We start from the raw sequence: 16949 nt of genomic DNA, 5'->3' as shown, positions 1-16949 counted from the left end.
ATATAACGCTGGGTTGAATGGATTGTTCTCATACATGTTGGTGTAGCTATTTTGAGTGCCATAATAGTTGATGGCCGGTCTCGCTATCGGCTTCGGAGGCACTGGACAGAGCGGAACATCATTTAAAGCGATTTTCATTGCTTTCCAATCAATACCATTTGTCATTTTGGTGAACTATGAAAAATCGCGATTTATTTGCGGAGTTAAGCTTTGCTTCATTTTTACCCAACAAGCTGAGTTTCGGATAAAGCCTCCTTCAAGGAAATCATCGACTTATGGATGAAAATACTGAGATCTGGCGTCAGTACTACGAAAAGGTATTGTCTCGCCCACACGCACATATTCTGTGGTCGCTGTAAAACGTACAACCTCAACCTTCATTTTATAGCACGTTTTCATCTGACCCTAAATTCTCGCTTATTAAGCCTAAAATAAACAAAACGAAATGACATTCCGACGAAGTAGGCGATAGTTTCGAGGAAGGAATGTCATTTCACTTTGTCGTTGCCAAATAAGCTGATATTGCAAACAGAACCCAAGGCAATGCGTTCAATCAGCATTGCCTTTTCTTTTTTAGGAATGGGTTTTAAGAAAGGGCGAGGGTGAGGCGTGAGAATATGTCATAATAGCCAAATCAAAAGATGAGGTTGGATGATGGATTCACAGGCGCTGACGATAAAATTGGATGATGAGCTGTTTGAGGCGGTGTTGGGTGACAACTTGTTGTCTTCCTTGCTGTCTCAAGGGGCGGATGTTCGGTATGGTTGTCGCGCTGGGGCGTGTGGGGCTTGTCGTCTTTATGATGTGAGTAATTGCGAGTCGATTCTTTCCTGTCAAACGACCGTGGTGTCGGCGATGTCTTTAACTCGGCAAACGCCGGCTGAGTCTTCCTCTTTTACTGTTTTAAGTAATATTACTATTGATGAAGCATCGATTGAGCTGACTCTTTTAGGAGCAAGTGACGATTCTTTTGGCGACCGCGTTTTTGTGTCTCTTCTCTCTGAAGGGCTATCGAGTGAGGTATCTGAATATTCGTCTGCTGAGCGAGCTCATTTTTATGAATGCATGATGCTAAACTCTGCTGGTGCACCTTTGAAATTGGTTCTGCAGAAAGAGCATGTTTCCGCTGAGGATTGGTTGAGAGCCTTGGCGCTTTCGTCTGATGATAAGCTTGCTGTTCAATTATCCACGGGGATTAGAAAAGGACGTTTGTTGTTTGAAATGGACATTTCCGATGCGCCTGTGGTGGTGATTTCTTCTCCGGATAACGCTATTTTTGAATCTTATTGGCGTGAGGCTTTGCTGGATTATACGCCAAGTTTTCTCGGGCATTTTGTTTTGCCTGCGAAGAGTGATCTCAAGCTAAGTTTGGCGGATGCTGCGCTGTTGGCGTTTCTTCAAGCGGCGCTGGTGGATGCTGGCGATGCCTCTTTACAGCTTATTTACCATGGTCAAAACGTGTCTGCGAAGGATTGGGGTAGGTTGTTACGTCCTTTGCGGATTCATCCGAATCAGCTGCATTTTGTTCGGTAGCTTGGCCTTTTTATTTTTATGCATATTTTTATGCTTTTTAATTTTATTCACGGATTCTATTAATGAAAATTCTACACACCTCTGACTGGCATCTTGGTCAGCACTTTATGGGGAAATCCCGCCGAGATGAGCATAAGGCCTTTATTGATTGGTTGTTGGCGCTGGTGGATCGAGAGTCAATCGATGCGGTGATTATCGCGGGCGATGTGTTCGATACTGGTTCTCCGCCAAGTTATGCCCGTGAAATGTACCATCAGTTGGTGTTGGATATGAAGGCTCGTCACTGTCAGTTGGTGATTGTTGCAGGTAATCACGATTCGGTCAGTATGTTAAATGAATCTAAGAGTTTGCTGATGTATCTTGATACGCAAGTGTCTAGTCAAGCCACTCTCGAAGATATTGACTCTCATGTTGTTGCGCTGAAAGACAAGACCGGCGAGGTGGCTGCTTGGGTTTGTGCTGTGCCGTATTTGCGCCCAAAAGACGTGATGCAAAGCGTTGCTGGGCAATCTGAGCAAGACAAGAAGTTGAGTTTGTTGCAGTCGATTGGCGAATTTTACCAGCAGGTGTATGAAGCAGCGTGTGAGAAAAATAAAGCGCTGAAAACGCCAGTGCCGATTATTGGTACTGGGCATTTGACCGCAGTGGGCGGGCAAGTGAGTGAGTCGGTTCGTGATCTTTATGTGGGCACAATAGAAGCCTTGCCGACGTCTGTGTTTCCGGCGTTTGATTACCTTGCGCTTGGGCACATTCATCGTGCTCAGCCAATCAATAAAAGCGGTCGATTCCGTTACAGCGGGTCGCCCATTCCGTTGAGTTTTGATGAACTGGGACGAGACAAGACGCTGGTGATAGTGAATACCGACTTGTTAGGTGAAGACACCTTTGTTGAAGACTTGTTTGCCGAGCCGGTTGACCCTGTTCAGTTGGTAACGATTCCTAATTTTCAGCCCATGGCGAGTGTAAAAGGCAATCTGAAAGACGTTATTAAGCAGATTTCTGCCTTGCCATTAGACGAAGATAAAACGTTGTGGTTGGAAGTCACTGTGATTGCGGATGAGTATTTGAGCGATGTGCATAAGCGTTTGCTAGAGGTGATTGAGGGAAAGCCAATCGAGTTGCTGCGAGTCATGCGAAGAAGTGCCATAGAGAAAAAGAACGACGGTTTTGAGGCGCGTAAAACCTTGTCAGAATTGACGGTCGGTGATGTGTTTCAGCAGAGTCTTAAATCGAATTTAGAGTTGGATGAAGAAGAGTCTAAAACCCTGACGGAGCTTTTTAATGCCTGTTTGACGGAGTTGGAAGCGCATCAGCAAAACGGCGAGGAGAAGCAATCATGAAAATTTGCAAACTGCGCCTAAAAAATCTGAATTCCCTCAAAGGCGAGTGGGAAATTGACTTTACCAAAGCGCCGTTTGACGATGCGGGCGTATTTGCTATTGTTGGGCCAACGGGCGCGGGTAAGTCGACTTTATTAGATGCCATCTGTCTGGCTTTGTACCATGAAACGCCGCGTTTGAAAGTCTCGCCGAGTCAGAATGATGTGATGACGCGTCATACGTCTGAATGTTTGGCGGAAGTGGAGTTTGAAATTAAGGGGAAAGGTTATCGCGCTTTCTGGGGGCAACGACGCGCCCGCGGTCAAAGCGATGGCAAGTTACAACCCATGACCTGTGAGTTATGCGAACGTGATGGCACCATTATCACCACTAAGATAAACGAAAAGATTGATAAAATTGCTGAGATCACTGGCTTGGATTTTTCGCGTTTTACCAAGTCTATGTTGTTGGCTCAAGGTGGGTTTTCGGCCTTTTTAAATGCGTCGCCCAATGATAGGGCCGAGCTATTAGAAGAGCTAACCGGCACGGAAATTTACGGTGATGTGTCTAAGTGGGTGTTTGATAAACACAAGCAAGAAAAGCAGGCCATCGCCGCCTTGGAAAGTGTCAATGAGCATACTCAATTGCTAACGGACGAGGCTTTTGCAGAGCTAAAACTCACCGAGTCGAGTTTTGATGCCAATGAAAAAGCCAATGCTCGAGCGCTAAAAGCCCATCAAGCCGTTCTTGAATGGCGACGGTCTGAGCAGACACTGCAAGAGCAGGTGGCGCAATATCAGCAGCAATTCGACGAAGCAACCCAGGCTCTTGCGGATTTTGCTCCACAACAGCAACAACTTGAGCAGGCGCTGACTGCGCAAGTTTTGCAACCGGATTATGAAAAGCAACAAGGTTTAAAATCGCGTTTAGATCAGAATCAGGCTGACGTTAGTCAATACACTGAAATGCAAGACGCGCAGCTCAAGCAAAGCCAGGTTTTAGCCGAATCGGTTGAGCAGGCAAAACAGCAGTTAACCAAGGCGTATGCTGAATTAGTAGCGTTGAATAATAAGATCAATGATGAAATTCAGCCTGTCCTGACACGCCAAGAAAGTGTGAAGGCGCAGCACCAAGATGCGTCAGCTCGATTCATGCAAGCCGCTGAAAAAGTCGAAAACCAACAGGCGCAATTAGCCGTCGTCAACGAAAAGCTGACCGACATTGATAAGGCGTGTGAGGAAAGCCAGGCGATTTTGAGTCGCTGGCGCTCGCCGGAGAAGATTGAAAACCAATTGGCCAGTTGGCAGCATCAAGCGCAAGGCATGACGTCGAATACCCAAGCGATTGTTGAGCTTGAGACGCAGATTGCGTCGAATACAAAGGACTATGAGGCGGCTCGCGCTTTGTATTCGGAAAATCAGACTAAGCTTGAACGAGATCAAGCTCACATGTTTGATCGTCAGCAAGCCTTGCAGAGGGATGTTGACGCTTTTATGGTCTTGTCCTCGCAACGTGACTACACAGATTGGCAGAAAGGCTATCATCAGGCTGAACGCGCTCAGTATCATGCGCAATCCCTTTGGAAGCAGTTTCATCAGTACCAAGAACAGCAAGTACAATTAACCGAGTTAGACGCGAACTTGAAGGCAATGACGCAGCAGATTCAGCAGCGACAAACTCAGCTGGAGCAGCAGCGACAGGCTTACAAAGATAAACTTCGCCTGCAGAAATCCATCGAAAAACTGGCAGAGGCAGAGCGTCATATCGTGGCGCTCACCCAATTACGGGATGAACTGGGCGAGCATGACGCTTGTCCTCTGTGTGGTTCAGCTGAGCATCAGCTTGCCAATGCTTTGTATCAAGTGGACTCCGGTCGCCAAGAAGAATTTATTCGCTTGGGCAAAGAACTTGATCGTTTGAAAGGCCAAGGAATGCAGTTGGCCGCAGACTTAGAATCCATGCAGAGAGAATTTACGTCTATTCAAACTCGTCGTCAGCCATTAGTGGATGTTTTACTGAAAACAGAGCTGGAGTTGAAGGAGTGGCTCGCATCGTTAAATCACGGCAAGAACGGTCAAGGTACCAGTGTTAATCTTTCTGATAAAGAGCAGGTGTTGGCTCTGGTGCAGCACGTGGATCAAGATTGGCAAGCCGTGCAAGACATCGCCCCTAAGCTTGAGGCACTTCAGCAGTCTCGTTTAGCGTTAGAGACTGAGTTGCAAAACTTGCACATTCAGCAGCAAGCCACACAACAGCAGGCGGCGAAAAATGAATCGCAATGTCAGTTGCTCTGGCAACCCCTAGAGACGCTTCAACAAAATCTAGTCAGTAGGAAAGACGAGCAGGCGCAAACCACTGCGCGTTTGAAAGAAGATATGCTGCAAGCGGGTGTTCCTGACAGCTATTTTGATGTGTCTTTGTCCGAGGCATTGGTGCTCTTACAAGATGCCATAACTCAGTGGCGAAACAGTAAAGCGGGTTATGAGGTCTTGATGCAACAAAAAGATCAGCTTGCTTACGAGGTAAAGAATCTCGAAAACGTGTTAAAAGACAGTCAGCAGTTACATGGCGAGGCGCGTGAGAAGGTCGCAGGATTTGAGGCGAGCTTACAGGCAATGGCTGAGCAGTTGAATGCACTTTTGGGTGGCAAGAGTATTGGTGAGCGTCGTCACGACCATCAATCTCAGGTGGATCATGCTCAACAAGCGCTCGATAAAGTTGAAGCGGAGCGGCAGCAGATGGCTCAGGCATTAGCGTCGAGTAAAGCGACATTGGCGACGCTGACGAAAACGCATCTCACGTTAGAAAAAGAATATGGTCTGGCTCTGTCTGAATGGCAAACGCGTTTGGCTGAGAAAGGCTTTGAGGACGAGAGTGTTTGGTTACAGGCGATGTTATCCACAGAAGAGGTCAGTCATCGTCAAGCAAAGTTGACGTCATTACAGGAAGCCGCTTCTCGATCACAGACCTTACTGAATCAATCTGCTGAGTCTTTGCTAAAGCATAATAACAGTGTGCCTGACGTAGCCGAATTACTGGTGTTACCACTCGATAGCCTGGTGAATAAACATGCTCAGCTTGATGCTGAACGTCAAACACTGCACCGTCAGTGGGGCGTGGTGACACAGCAAATCCAAGAAGAAGCACAGCGTAGAGAGCAGGTAAGCAGCGCTAAGGCGGCCCTCGAGGTTCGTCGTGAAGCGTTTGTGCACCTTGAGCGCTTGAATCATTTGATTGGCTCGGCAGACGGGGCGAAATTCCGTCGTTTTGCACAAAGTCTCACCTTGGATCATTTAGTGTATTTGGCCAATCAGCATTTGGCTATCTTGCATCGTCGTTATCAATTAATGCGAAACGCAGAGGCATTGTCTTTGTTGGTGGTCGATACGTGGCAAGCCAATGCGGCACGTGACACGAAAACCTTGTCTGGTGGTGAATCTTTCTTGGTAAGTCTTGCCTTGGCGTTGGCCTTGTCTGATTTGGTGTCGCATAAAACCAGTATTGATTCTTTATTTTTGGACGAGGGTTTTGGTACTTTGGATAGCGAGACGTTAGAGTCAGCTCTGGATGCTTTGGATAATTTGCATTCCAGTGGCAAAACCATTGGTATTATCAGTCATATCAATGCCCTAAAAGAACGTATTCCGGTACAGATTAAGTTAACCAAGCAAAGTGGTCTAGGTGTCAGCCGCCTTGCGCCTGAATTTGCGGTTCATTCGCCAGAAGAGTGAGGTGAGAGTGGGTTGATGTGTTGGACGTTCATGGTGCAAAAGTTTTCCCCAGATTAATGGGAACAAGTATGTAAGTAAGTTGTAAAATATTAATTAAATCAAACGCTTAATCTTTCGTTCATTATTGTGCATTTTACGTTATTCTTAGCCCTTTAAGAGAGCAAATAATATGTACCGAGAATGTAAATAGTGTGTCTTGATGGCTTTCTTTAATCATGCAGCTTGATAGAATAGATTTTCAATGCTGATAGTGAAAATTCAGCGCGGCTTGGCAGTATTTGGGGCCATTTAAGGTATTAATAAAGGACAGTTTGCATGACAGACTCAGGCTTCCGACTTAAAGGAAGTGTCGTTACGACGATTTTGCTGGAGATTCAGACTTTTTCATTAGATGACATCGTCTTTCATTTAAAAGAAAAGATTGATCAGGTTCCACATTTTTTTAATCAAGCGCCGATCATTATTGATATTTCAAAAATGAAGCGTGGCATTACGATTGATGAGTTTGATGTACTTATTCAGTCGGTCAGTGCGCTCGGCCTTGGTGTGATTGGTTGGCGTTGTGATCCAGAGGCGTTGCCTGTATGGAAGGCGCTGGTCAAAATTCCGCTTTTGCCCGCAAGTAAAGCAAGAGCAATCACGACATCCACAGCGGAAAAAGAAGAGGCTAGTCCAGATGTGGTGGTGAAAACCGTTGTTGAAGAGCGTCTAGTGCCTCAAACAACTAAGGTGATTACTAAGCCGATTCGTTCTGGACAGCAAGTCTATGCCGAAGGGGACTTGATTATTCTGAATCAAGTGAGTGCGGGCGCAGAAGTGTTAGCCGATGGTAATATTCATGTTTATGGCGCATTGCGAGGCCGAGCTTTGGCTGGCGTAAAAGGTGACGTTGAGGCAAGAATTTTTTGTAGAAGCATGGAAGCGGAGTTGGTTTCTATTGCGGGTAATTTTATGTTGAGCGATGCGCTGCGAAATATCGTTTGGAAAGACAGCGCGCAAGTGTTATTAGTTGACGATAGCTTAGAAATCGTACCGCTTTAAGATTTACTATTCATTTAATTAGTTAGATAAGCCTCTTTTGGGTTTATCGGGGGATAAGGCATTGGCAAAAATTATAGTAGTCACCTCAGGCAAGGGTGGCGTCGGCAAGACGACATCCAGTGCTGCTATTGGGACTGGTATTGCGTTAAAAGGGCATAAAACGGTTATCATTGATTTTGATGTAGGCTTGCGTAATTTAGATTTGATTATGGGCTGCGAGCGTCGAGTTGTTTATGACTTTGTTAATGTTATCAATAAGGAAGCGACCTTATCGCAGGCTTTAATTAAAGACAAACGCACAAAAGACTTGTTTATTTTGCCTGCGTCTCAAACTCGAGACAAAGATGCTTTGACCGTGGAAGGGGTTCAAGCCGTTCTGGAAGAGTTAGCGAAAGAATTCGAATACATTATTTGTGATTCTCCGGCCGGGATTGAGAAGGGTGCTCAAATGGCCTTGTATTTCGCAGATGCCGCCATAGTTGTGACCAACCCAGAAGTGTCTTCTGTGCGAGATTCGGATCGAATTTTGGGTATTCTGCAAAGTAAGTCAAGACGAGCAGAAGAAGGTAGAGAGCCTATCGAAGAGCATCTACTTTTAACTCGTTATCATCCTGGGCGTGTTGCGCTAGGGGAAATGTTAAGTGTGTCTGATGTGGAAGATATTTTGGCAATTCCATTGCTCGGTGTCATTCCTGAGTCTGAAGCGGTTTTAAAAGCGTCAAACCAAGGTACGCCAGTTATTTTGGATACTGAATCTGAGGCGGGTCTTGCCTATATGGATGCGGTTGACCGTTTGATGGGCGAAGAGCGTCCGTTGCGATTCTTAGAGGTCCAGAAAAAAGGCTTCATCAAACGATTATTAGGGGGTTAGAGTGGGAATTTTTGACTATTTTAAAAGCAAAAGCGTGCCTAGCTCCGCGTCTGTTGCTAAAGACAGACTGCAGATTATTGTGGCTCATGAGCGCAGTAAGCGCCATCAACCTGATTATTTGCCACAAATGCAACAAGAAATCATTGATGTGATTCGTAAGTATGTGAATATCGGTAATGAAGATGTGCAGATACAGCTCGACAATACCGATGATTGCTCCGTGTTGGAGCTGAATGTCACCTTGCCTGAGCAAAATTAGTCTTATTTTACGGGTTACCATTAGAAAACACCTAACACCTTCTTGATATAGATCGTGTTAGGTGTTTTTTTTGCAAAATTAATTAATTAATTAATTAAGAATGATTGTCATTGTTTTACTGATTTTTTGTGTCGGTGTATTATCTAGCTTATTCATTTTTCAGTTTGAGCAAAATTTAATGCTGCGTTCTTATTTTGGTATAGTGGCCGTTGTAGTGTTCCTTTCTGCTTGTAGTGACCCCAAACAGGTGATCGATTCTCCTCGGGTCGTTAACTCGTCTTCTGAACTTCCTATTCCGCTATCAGATCCGAAGGCGATACTTGGTTCACAGTTGTTCTTTGATACAAATTTATCGAAACAGCGTAATCAGTCTTGTGGTACGTGTCATGATATTGCTAATGCGTTTGTTGATAAAAGACAAGATGCATTGTCGGGGGCGGTCTCATTGGGAAGTGATGGCCATTCAATGGGCGGACGCAATACACCAACAGCAGGCTATGCGGCTTTTTCTCCTGCTTTTTATCGTATGTCGAATGGCGAATATCGTGGTGGTCAATTTTTGGATGGTCGGGCCTCAGGATTGGCGCAACAAGCTGAAGGGCCTTTTTTGAACCCTTTGGAAATGGCCTTACCGGACGGTGCTTCCGTTGTTGAACGGGTCAAAGAAAATCCACGTTATATTGATTTGTTCAATACGCTTTATGGTCAAGACATTTTAGAAGACGCGCAAACCGGCTATGCAGCCATTACGAATGCGATTGCAACGTTTGAAAAAACGGCGTTGTTTATGCCGTTTGATTCAAAATATGATCGAGCATTACGAGGTGAAGCTAAACTGACGCCTCAAGAGGAGCTGGGAAAAACCTTGTTTTTCTCTCAGCAATTTACTAATTGTAACGCATGTCATCAACTGAGTACGTCACCACTCAATGCCCAAGAAACGTTCACGAATTATGAGTATCGTAATATAGGCGTGCCAGCAAATCCGGCCTTGATGGCGTTCAATGGCAATAAAAAAGACCTCGGCCTTTTAGACAATCCAGTGATTGATGACCCTAAGCAGGCTGGTAAATTCAAAGTGCCTTCTCTGCGTAATGTCGCTGTGACAGGGCCTTATATGCATAACGGTGTGTTTAAAGATCTGCGTACCGTTGTGCTTTTTTACGATAAATATAATAACCCTATGCGTAAGTTGAATCCTGAAACAGGTGAGCCTTGGGCAGAACCTGAAGTAGCGGAAAATATCGATTTAGTGAATCTAGAGAAAGGTCCTGCTTTGCCAGATCAGCGTGTGGATGCCATTGTGGCCTTTCTGAAAACATTAACAGATCAGCGGTATGAGCCCTTGCTTGAGAAATAGCGCTGTTTTCTATTTGTTTTTTGATTGGCGATTTCGGTCAAGTCCTTATTGTTTTCATTGATAAAACTGGCGAGTGAGTGCGTTTTTTATTACATTGTCTCTTTGGTGTAAATTCCGCATCTTATATATGTCACTTGAATTTGAAGGATTGAGAGAATGAAATACGTTCCACTCGGCCGAACTGGCTTAGATGTTTCTCGTGTTTGTTTGGGTACCATGACTTGGGGGACTCAAAATAATCAAGCAGATGCTGATGTTCAGATTGAATACGCGTTAGCAAATGGTGTGAACTTTATTGATACGGCTGAGATGTATTCTGTTCCGCCAACGCCAGAGTCTTATGGTAAAACAGAAACCATCATAGGGAATTGGCTTTCTCGCAATCCATCTCGCCGTAAAGAGTTTGTGCTTGCCACCAAGATTGCTGGCCCTGGTATGAAGTACGTGCGTAATGGCAGCAATATTTCTGGCAAGGCGGTGATTGAGGCGGTTGATGCTTCGCTAAAGCGTTTGCAAACGGATTATATTGACCTTTATCAGCTTCATTGGCCTAATCGCTCTACTCCTCATTTTGCTAAGCACTTTCCTGGCGTTATCAGTTTTACCGATGTCGACCGTGATGAGCAGTCCGCTCAAATGTTGGATATTTTGCAAGGCTTAGAGACTTGTATTAAAGCGGGCAAGATCCGTCATTTTGGTTTGTCGGATGATACGACATGGGGGATTAATGAGTTTATCCGTTTAAGTGATAAGCATGGTTTGCCTCGTGTTGCGTCTATTCAAAATGAATTTAGTTTATTGCATACCAAAGATTGGCCTTATTTGATTGAAAATTGTGTGCACGAAGAGGTTGCCTATCTACCATGGTCGCCTCTAGCGGCTGGTGCCCTCACTGGGAAGTATCTTGGTGGTGCACGTCCTGCAGGAAGTCGTTGGACTTATTCTCAGCGTAACGGTATTTTCCGTGATACTCCTTTGGTTGATAAAGCGGTAACCGCATACATTGAAGTGGCGAAAAAGCATGGCTTCACTGCCGCTCAGCTGGCCTTGGCGTGGTGTGATCAGGTGGATGGTGTCAGTTCAACGATTATCGGTGCGACGTCTTTAGAGCAATTGAAAGAAGACATGTCTGCGTTTGATATGACGCTATCTGAAGAGGCGTTAAAAGACGTTATGTCGGTGTTTAAAGAGTATCCAGTGCCTTTCTAAACGGCTTTTAATGGCTCTTAAATCACGTGATGTAAAAAAGCGCTTCGGCGCTTTTTTTGTTTGTTTAAAAAGAGCGACGTAAATAGGGTGGTGCGTAGCTGTTTATTTAGGCAATAAAAAACCCGAAACACAATCGTGTTTCGGGTTTTTGAAGATTAGAAGCGAGTAATTAGTTCTTTTCTCTTTCTTTCTTTTCTTTAACGGCAGCAATAACAGTTTCAGCTACGTTAGAAGGACATGGTAGGTAGTGAGAGAACTCCATAGAGAACTGACCACGACCAGATGTCATTGTACGTAGAGTACTGATGTAACCAAACATTTCAGAAAGAGGAACTTCAGCTTTGATGCGAACACCAGTCAAACCTTTCTCTTGGTCTTTGATCATGCCACGACGACGGTTAAGGTCACCGATTACGTCACCAACGTGATCATCTGGAGTGAACACGTCAACTTTCATGATTGGTTCGATCAACTGTGGACCAGCTTTTGGCACAGATTGACGGAATGCACCTTTCGCTGCGATTTCGAAGGCAATCGCAGAAGAGTCAACCGCGTGGAAGCCACCGTCGAATAATTCAACTTCAACGTCTAGTACAGGGAAGCCTGCTAGAACGCCTTGGTTCATCATAGACTTGAAGCCTTTTTCTACCGCAGGGAAGAATTCTTTTGGAACGTTACCACCAACAACCGTAGAAGTGAACTTGAAGCCAGAACCCACTTCACCTGGTTTGATACGGTAGTCGATTTTACCGAACTGACCAGAACCACCAGATTGTTTCTTGTGCGTGTAAGTATCTTCAATCGATTTAGTGATTGTCTCACGGTAAGCAACCTGTGGTTGACCAACGATTAGATCTACACCGTAAGTACGTTTTAAGATATCTACTTTGATGTCTAGGTGAAGTTCACCCATACCTTTAAGAATGGTTTCACCAGAATCTTGATCCGTTTCAACGCGGAAAGTTGGATCTTCTGCAACCATTTTACCGATAGCGATACCCATTTTCTCGTTACCACCTTTATCTTTTGGTGTAACAGAGATAGAGATTACTGGCTCAGGGAAAACCATCGCTTCAAGTGTGCAAGGGTGTTTTGGATCACAAAGAGTGTGACCAGTTTGAACGTTTTTCATGCCCACGATAGCAATGATATCGCCTGCTTGTGCAGTGCTGATCTCGTTACGGTCGTTTGCTTGCATTTCTACCATGCGGCCTACACGTTCAGTTTTGCCCGTGAAGCTGTTAAGGATAGTGTCGCCTTTGTTCAATACGCCTGAGTAGATACGTACGAAAGTAAGAGCACCGAAACGGTCGTCCATGATTTTGAATGCAAGGGCTTTAAGAGGCTCTTTAGCATCAACGATCGCTTTCGCGCCAGTTGGGTTGCCTTCTTCATCAGTAAGATCTTGAGGCTCTACTTCAGTTGGGCTTGGTAGGTAGTCAACAACCGCATCTAGAAGAAGCTGCATGCCCTTGTTTTTGAAAGCAGAACCACAGTATGTTGGGAAGAATGCTAGGTCGCGAGTACCGATACGGATGCAACGTTTCAAGTCTTCAATAGAAGGCTCTTCGCCGTCCATGTAAGCCATCATTACGTCATCGTCTTGCTCAACCGCGGTTTCGATTAGCTTTTCACGGTATTCTTCAACAATCTCTTCCATGTCAGCTGGAATGTCTTCAATGCTGTAGTTTTCTGGTTGACCAGAATCATCCCAGATGTACGCTTTGCGAGTTAGCAGATCAACTACACCAGAAAACTGGTCTTCAGTACCAATAGGTAGAACCATGATTAGTGGAGTCGCGCCTAGTACTTTTTTAACTTGTTCAGTAACACGGAAGAAGTTAGCGCCAAGACGGTCTAGTTTGTTAACGAAAATCAGACGTGATACTTCTGAGTCGTTCGCATAGCGCCAGTTAGTTTCTGATTGTGGCTCAACACCACCAGATCCACAGAATACACCGATACCACCGTCAAGAACTTTAAGTGAACGGTATACTTCTACTGTGAAGTCAACGTGTCCAGGTGTGTCGATAACGTTAAAGCGGTGATCTTTCCAAAAACAACTAACAGCCGCAGACTGGATGGTAATACCGCGCTCCGCTTCTTGTTCCATGAAGTCAGTAGTAGATTCACCCTCGTGAACTTCACCGATTTTGTGGATCATACCGGTTAGTTTAAGAATACGTTCTGTGGTGGTGGTTTTGCCCGCGTCAACGTGAGCAAAAATACCGATGTTTCTGTATTTTGATAAGTCAGCCATTACATTACTCTAAATAAGTGAGGACGAAATTTGCGCGTTAGTATACAAGACTTTTTGCTTTGTAGTCAGGTATTTCGCGCTATTCTATTATATTTTATGTGTTTAAAGGAAGGGCAAGATAAAGGCATTTTAAAAATGAATATTAAAGATGTTGGAATTGTTAGGAAAATGTTTCTAAAAGTACGCATCTCTGCGTATCTAGTGAGGTTCATTTAAAGACGTTGGTGTTTCTTTCGGCGGCTTGAGTGTTGTTTTATATGGTCGATAGGGGGAGAAAAATACCAATGCCAATGTTTTCACGTTTTAGGTCAAGCAATGGGGGTGGCTAATCTTGTCAATATGATAACAAAGAGCAAGCCGACACGACCCCCATGCTGTATTTCTAAATTAACCCCAAGAGCCTGAGCTGCTCTTTTTGCGTCTTAACATGGGTAGCAAGGAGCCCAATAATAAACCGCCAAATAGCGTGGCAGCACCGATAACAAACCATTGCTGCTCTGTGGTATCTTGCAGTTTTTCTGATTGGGCAATGGCAGCATCTGCTTGTTGTTTAAGGCTCTCTAATTGATAGCTTGCATCATCATTTTGAGAGACAATAACTTGTGCTTTTTTCGTTAGGTTAACCGCTTCTTGTAATTGTTGCTTTAGCGACTCATTTTCTTCTTTTAGGGCAGTATTTGTATTGCTGAGTTCTTGAAATTTTGCTTGGCTTGCATTAAGGGATTTGACGACTTCTTCTCGGCTTGCGACGCTTTTGTCAAGATTGGCTTGCATTACGTCAAGTTGATCTCGGGTGACGATATTTTCACTGAGGAAATAGTCTGCCACCCAACCTTCGTTGCCGCTAGGTGTGCGAACCTTAGTATAACCTTCGCTTTGCTCTAGTACTTCCAAAGGTGTACCACTTTTTAAACCTCTTTCTACGGCTCTAGTGTTGTTGTCCAGTCCTTCTCTAATAGCGACAAACTGGATGTCTGAAACATACACTGTCGCGGAATGCGCAGTGGCAGAAAGTAGTAGGCCAACAATTAGGCCTGTAATACGTTTTTTAGACACGTTAAGTTCCTTTAACAATCAATCACTTTATCTTTTTAGTACGATAATCATGAGGTGATCATTACGCAATAGAAAAGGCCATCGTAATGGCCTTTTCTGTGGTTTTAATTGTAAAAAGTATCTTTAACGACGAAGAAACAGAGGTCTTGGCTCCGAAACATCACCTTGATAAGCGACTGAGAAGGATTTATACAAGAGAAGGGCTTTTTCTAAGTCAACGTTTTCGTTAAATTGAAAGCCATTAAATCCGACTCGTAAAAGATAGCCCAACTGATCCGGGATGAAATTGCCAAGGGCTCTTATTTCGCCTTGATAGTTGAGTCTCTCTCTTAGTAGACGAGCGTAACTAAAGCCTCTTCCATCGGTAAAAGCAGGAAAATGTACACCAATAACATCGAATTGATTCAAATCAACGCCTTGTAGAAACTCGACGCCATCGCCAGCTTCGAGCCAAATGCCTGCGATGTTGCCAATGGTGTCTTTTTCAGTCAGCCATTTTTGTGCTGCTACAATGCTGTTTGCTGTTACTTCTTGCCCAGCATCTTGTAGCCAGTTGTATGGATTGTCGATGATGTCACCGTTTTTAATTAGCTTTGGCATAAGCGGCCTCTTTAAATGGTGTGATGCCAACGCGGCGGTAAGTATCAATGAAGCGTTCATCTTCATAGCGGTTTTCTACATAAACGTTCATGAGCTTTTGGATAACACTGCTGATTTCTTCTTGGGCGAAAGAAGGGCCCAAAATTTTACCTATGCTTGCATCGTGTCCAGAAGCGCCACCAATTGAAATCTGGTAGAACTCTTCGCCTTTTTTGTCCACACCAAGAATGCCTATGTTGCCGACATGGTGGTGCCCACATGCGTTCATGCAGCCAGAAATGTTTAAGTCAATATTGCCTAGATCGTAGAGATAGTCTAGGTCATTGAATGTTTCTTGGATTTGAGCCGCAATGGGGATAGATTTCGCATTAGCTAGCGCACAGAAATCGCCACCAGGGCAGCAAATCATGTCTGTGAGTAGGCCAAGAGTAGGTGTCGCAAATCCCGCCTCTTTAGCGGCGTCCCAAAGTTCTACTAGTTGGTCTTGGCGTACATCGGCTAAAACAAGGTTTTGCTCATGACTGACACGCAACTCGCCGAAACTAAACTGATCTGCAAGATCCGCGGCCTTATGCATTTGCTCTGCAGTGGCATCGCCTGGTGCTTGGCCTGCTTTCTTTAGTGTCAGCGTAACGATGCGGTAGCCTGCTTTTTTGTGTTCGAATGTATTGCGTTCAAACCAGCGAGCAAATCCCGCACTATCAGCTAGCTTATTAGTTAGGCTTGCTGGGTTGTTTTCCAACACGGCGTAATTTGGCTCGCTGAAAAAGCTTTGCAGACGTTCGAATTCACTCATTGGAACGGTGCTTTCTTTACCGCGTAAATGTTGCCATTCAGCCTCAACGCGGCTTCTGAACTCTTCGATACCTAACGCTTTGACTAATATTTTGATTCGCGCTTTGTATTTGTTATCACGACGACCTTGTTGATTGTAAACACGAATAATCGCGTCTAAGTAAGTCAATAGATCCATGCGTGGAATGAATTCGCTGATAGTAACGCCAACCATCGGGGTGCGGCCTAAACCACCGCCAACGATAACTTTAAAGCCAATTTCTCCAGCTTCGTTTTTCTTGATGTGTAGGCCAATATCATGCACTTGCGTCGCTGCGCGATCTGCGGATTCAGTTGCGTTGACCGCGATCTTGAATTTACGAGGTAAAAAGGCAAATTCAGGATGGAAAGTAGACCATTGACGAATTAGCTCGCAATAGGGGCGTGGGTCAACAATTTCATCAGAGATGACGCCAGCGTACTGGTCTGTTGTTGTGTTACGGATGCAGTTGCCACTGGTTTGAACCGCGTGCATCTGCACTTCTGCTAGTTCAGCTAAAATGTCTGGCACGTCTTCTATTTTTGGCCAATTCAGTTGCAAGTTTTGGCGCGTACTAAAATGGCCATATGATCTGTCATAACGACAGCTAATATCAGCCAGCTTTCTCAATTGCGTACTGGAGAGCATTCCATATGGAATCGCAATGCGAAGCATAGGGGCGTAGCGTTGTACATAAAGACCATTTTGTAGTCTTAATGGTAAGAATTCTTGATCGCTCAATTCTTTATTTAAATAGCGGCGTGTCTGGTCGCGGAATTGTGCTACACGCTCTTCAACAAGCTGTTGGTCAATGGCGTCGTACTGATACATAGTGAAATGAACCGTGGTTAATAAGTGTTAGTTGACTCATGGTAGCAAATATCCTTTATTCTAAA

Annotated in this window: 12 protein-coding genes; 8 read left to right on the top strand and 4 right to left on the bottom strand. The window is 44.6% G+C overall.

Annotation, left to right across the window (positions count from 1 at the left end; all coding sequences use genetic code 11):
* The first annotated feature begins 651 nt into the window (after window positions 1–651).
* The 8 genes from DK187_RS03640 (at window position 652) to DK187_RS03605 (ending at window position 11323) form a co-directional block, all read left to right on the top strand.
* Window positions 652–1533, top strand: coding sequence for a 2Fe-2S iron-sulfur cluster-binding protein (locus DK187_RS03640; protein ID WP_111605987.1), 882 nt, complete (start codon window positions 652–654; stop codon window positions 1531–1533).
* A gap of 62 nt (window positions 1534–1595) precedes the next feature.
* On the top strand, window positions 1596–2873 hold the full coding sequence (sbcD, locus tag DK187_RS03635; protein WP_111605986.1) for an exonuclease subunit SbcD: 1278 nt from the start codon (window positions 1596–1598) through the stop codon (window positions 2871–2873).
* The gene (locus tag DK187_RS03630; RefSeq protein WP_111605985.1) at window positions 2870–6583 is read left to right on the top strand and encodes an AAA family ATPase; all 3714 of its coding nucleotides are present in this window, start codon (window positions 2870–2872) and stop codon (window positions 6581–6583) included. Before sbcD ends, DK187_RS03630 begins: the two co-directional genes overlap by 4 nt.
* Window positions 6584–6898: 315 nt before the next feature.
* Entirely contained in the window at window positions 6899–7624 is a 726-nt protein-coding gene (gene minC / locus DK187_RS03625) for a septum site-determining protein MinC (protein WP_111605984.1), read from the top strand.
* A gap of 61 nt (window positions 7625–7685) precedes the next feature.
* Window positions 7686–8495 carry a septum site-determining protein MinD gene (gene minD / locus DK187_RS03620; protein ID WP_111606210.1) on the top strand — a complete coding sequence of 270 codons (810 nt, stop codon included), beginning with the start codon at window positions 7686–7688 and terminating at the stop codon, window positions 8493–8495.
* A 1-nt stretch (window position 8496) separates the two neighbouring features.
* Window positions 8497–8754, top strand: a complete 258-nt coding sequence (minE, locus tag DK187_RS03615) for a cell division topological specificity factor MinE (RefSeq protein ID WP_111605983.1) — start codon at window positions 8497–8499, stop codon at window positions 8752–8754.
* A gap of 178 nt (window positions 8755–8932) precedes the next feature.
* Window positions 8933–10114, top strand: a complete 1182-nt coding sequence (locus tag DK187_RS03610; RefSeq protein WP_111606209.1) for a cytochrome-c peroxidase — start codon at window positions 8933–8935, stop codon at window positions 10112–10114.
* A gap of 156 nt (window positions 10115–10270) precedes the next feature.
* Complete coding sequence (locus tag DK187_RS03605; RefSeq protein ID WP_111605982.1) at window positions 10271–11323, top strand: aldo/keto reductase; 1053 nt, start codon at window positions 10271–10273, stop codon at window positions 11321–11323.
* A gap of 169 nt (window positions 11324–11492) precedes the next feature.
* Here the strand turns inward: DK187_RS03605 and fusA are convergent, their stop codons facing one another.
* The 4 genes from fusA to DK187_RS03585 all read right to left on the bottom strand — a co-directional run bounded on the left by fusA (window position 11493) and on the right by DK187_RS03585 (window position 16884).
* Complete coding sequence (gene fusA, locus DK187_RS03600) at window positions 11493–13583, bottom strand: elongation factor G (protein WP_111605981.1); 2091 nt, start codon at window positions 13581–13583, stop codon at window positions 11493–11495.
* A gap of 387 nt (window positions 13584–13970) precedes the next feature.
* Window positions 13971–14639 carry a TIGR04211 family SH3 domain-containing protein gene (locus DK187_RS03595; protein ID WP_111605980.1) on the bottom strand — a complete coding sequence of 223 codons (669 nt, stop codon included), beginning with the start codon at window positions 14637–14639 and terminating at the stop codon, window positions 13971–13973.
* 123 nt (window positions 14640–14762) lie between these two features.
* Complete coding sequence (locus tag DK187_RS03590; protein WP_111605979.1) at window positions 14763–15239, bottom strand: DUF934 domain-containing protein; 477 nt, start codon at window positions 15237–15239, stop codon at window positions 14763–14765.
* Window positions 15223–16884 carry a nitrite/sulfite reductase gene (locus DK187_RS03585; RefSeq protein ID WP_111605978.1) on the bottom strand — a complete coding sequence of 554 codons (1662 nt, stop codon included), beginning with the start codon at window positions 16882–16884 and terminating at the stop codon, window positions 15223–15225. The genes DK187_RS03590 and DK187_RS03585 overlap by 17 nt, the downstream gene beginning before the upstream one ends.
* Between the last annotated feature and the right edge of the window lie 65 nt (window positions 16885–16949).

The organism is Marinomonas arctica, assembly GCF_003259225.1.
Taxonomy (GTDB): Bacteria; Pseudomonadota; Gammaproteobacteria; order Pseudomonadales; family Marinomonadaceae; genus Marinomonas; species Marinomonas arctica.
The sequence above is the reverse complement of the archived record's forward strand: the minus strand, read 5'-3'. Positions and strand labels throughout refer to the sequence as shown.

Bases quoted from the DNA above. Each gene is read 5' to 3' on its own strand.
- DK187_RS03640 (WP_111605987.1), top strand. From the start codon at position 652: ATGATGGATTCACAGGCGCTGACGATAAAATTGGATGATGAGCTGTTT.
- DK187_RS03630 (WP_111605985.1), top strand. From the start codon at position 2,870: ATGAAAATTTGCAAACTGCGCCTAAAAAATCTGAATTCCCTCAAAGGC.
- minC (WP_111605984.1), top strand. From the start codon at position 6,899: ATGACAGACTCAGGCTTCCGACTTAAAGGAAGTGTCGTTACGACGATT.
- fusA (WP_111605981.1), bottom strand. From the start codon at position 13,583: ATGGCTGACTTATCAAAATACAGAAACATCGGTATTTTTGCTCACGTT.
- DK187_RS03610 (WP_111606209.1), top strand. From the start codon at position 8,933: ATGCTGCGTTCTTATTTTGGTATAGTGGCCGTTGTAGTGTTCCTTTCT.
- sbcD (WP_111605986.1), top strand. From the start codon at position 1,596: ATGAAAATTCTACACACCTCTGACTGGCATCTTGGTCAGCACTTTATG.
- DK187_RS03605 (WP_111605982.1), top strand. From the start codon at position 10,271: ATGAAATACGTTCCACTCGGCCGAACTGGCTTAGATGTTTCTCGTGTT.
- DK187_RS03590 (WP_111605979.1), bottom strand. From the start codon at position 15,239: ATGCCAAAGCTAATTAAAAACGGTGACATCATCGACAATCCATACAAC.
- DK187_RS03585 (WP_111605978.1), bottom strand. From the start codon at position 16,884: ATGTATCAGTACGACGCCATTGACCAACAGCTTGTTGAAGAGCGTGTA.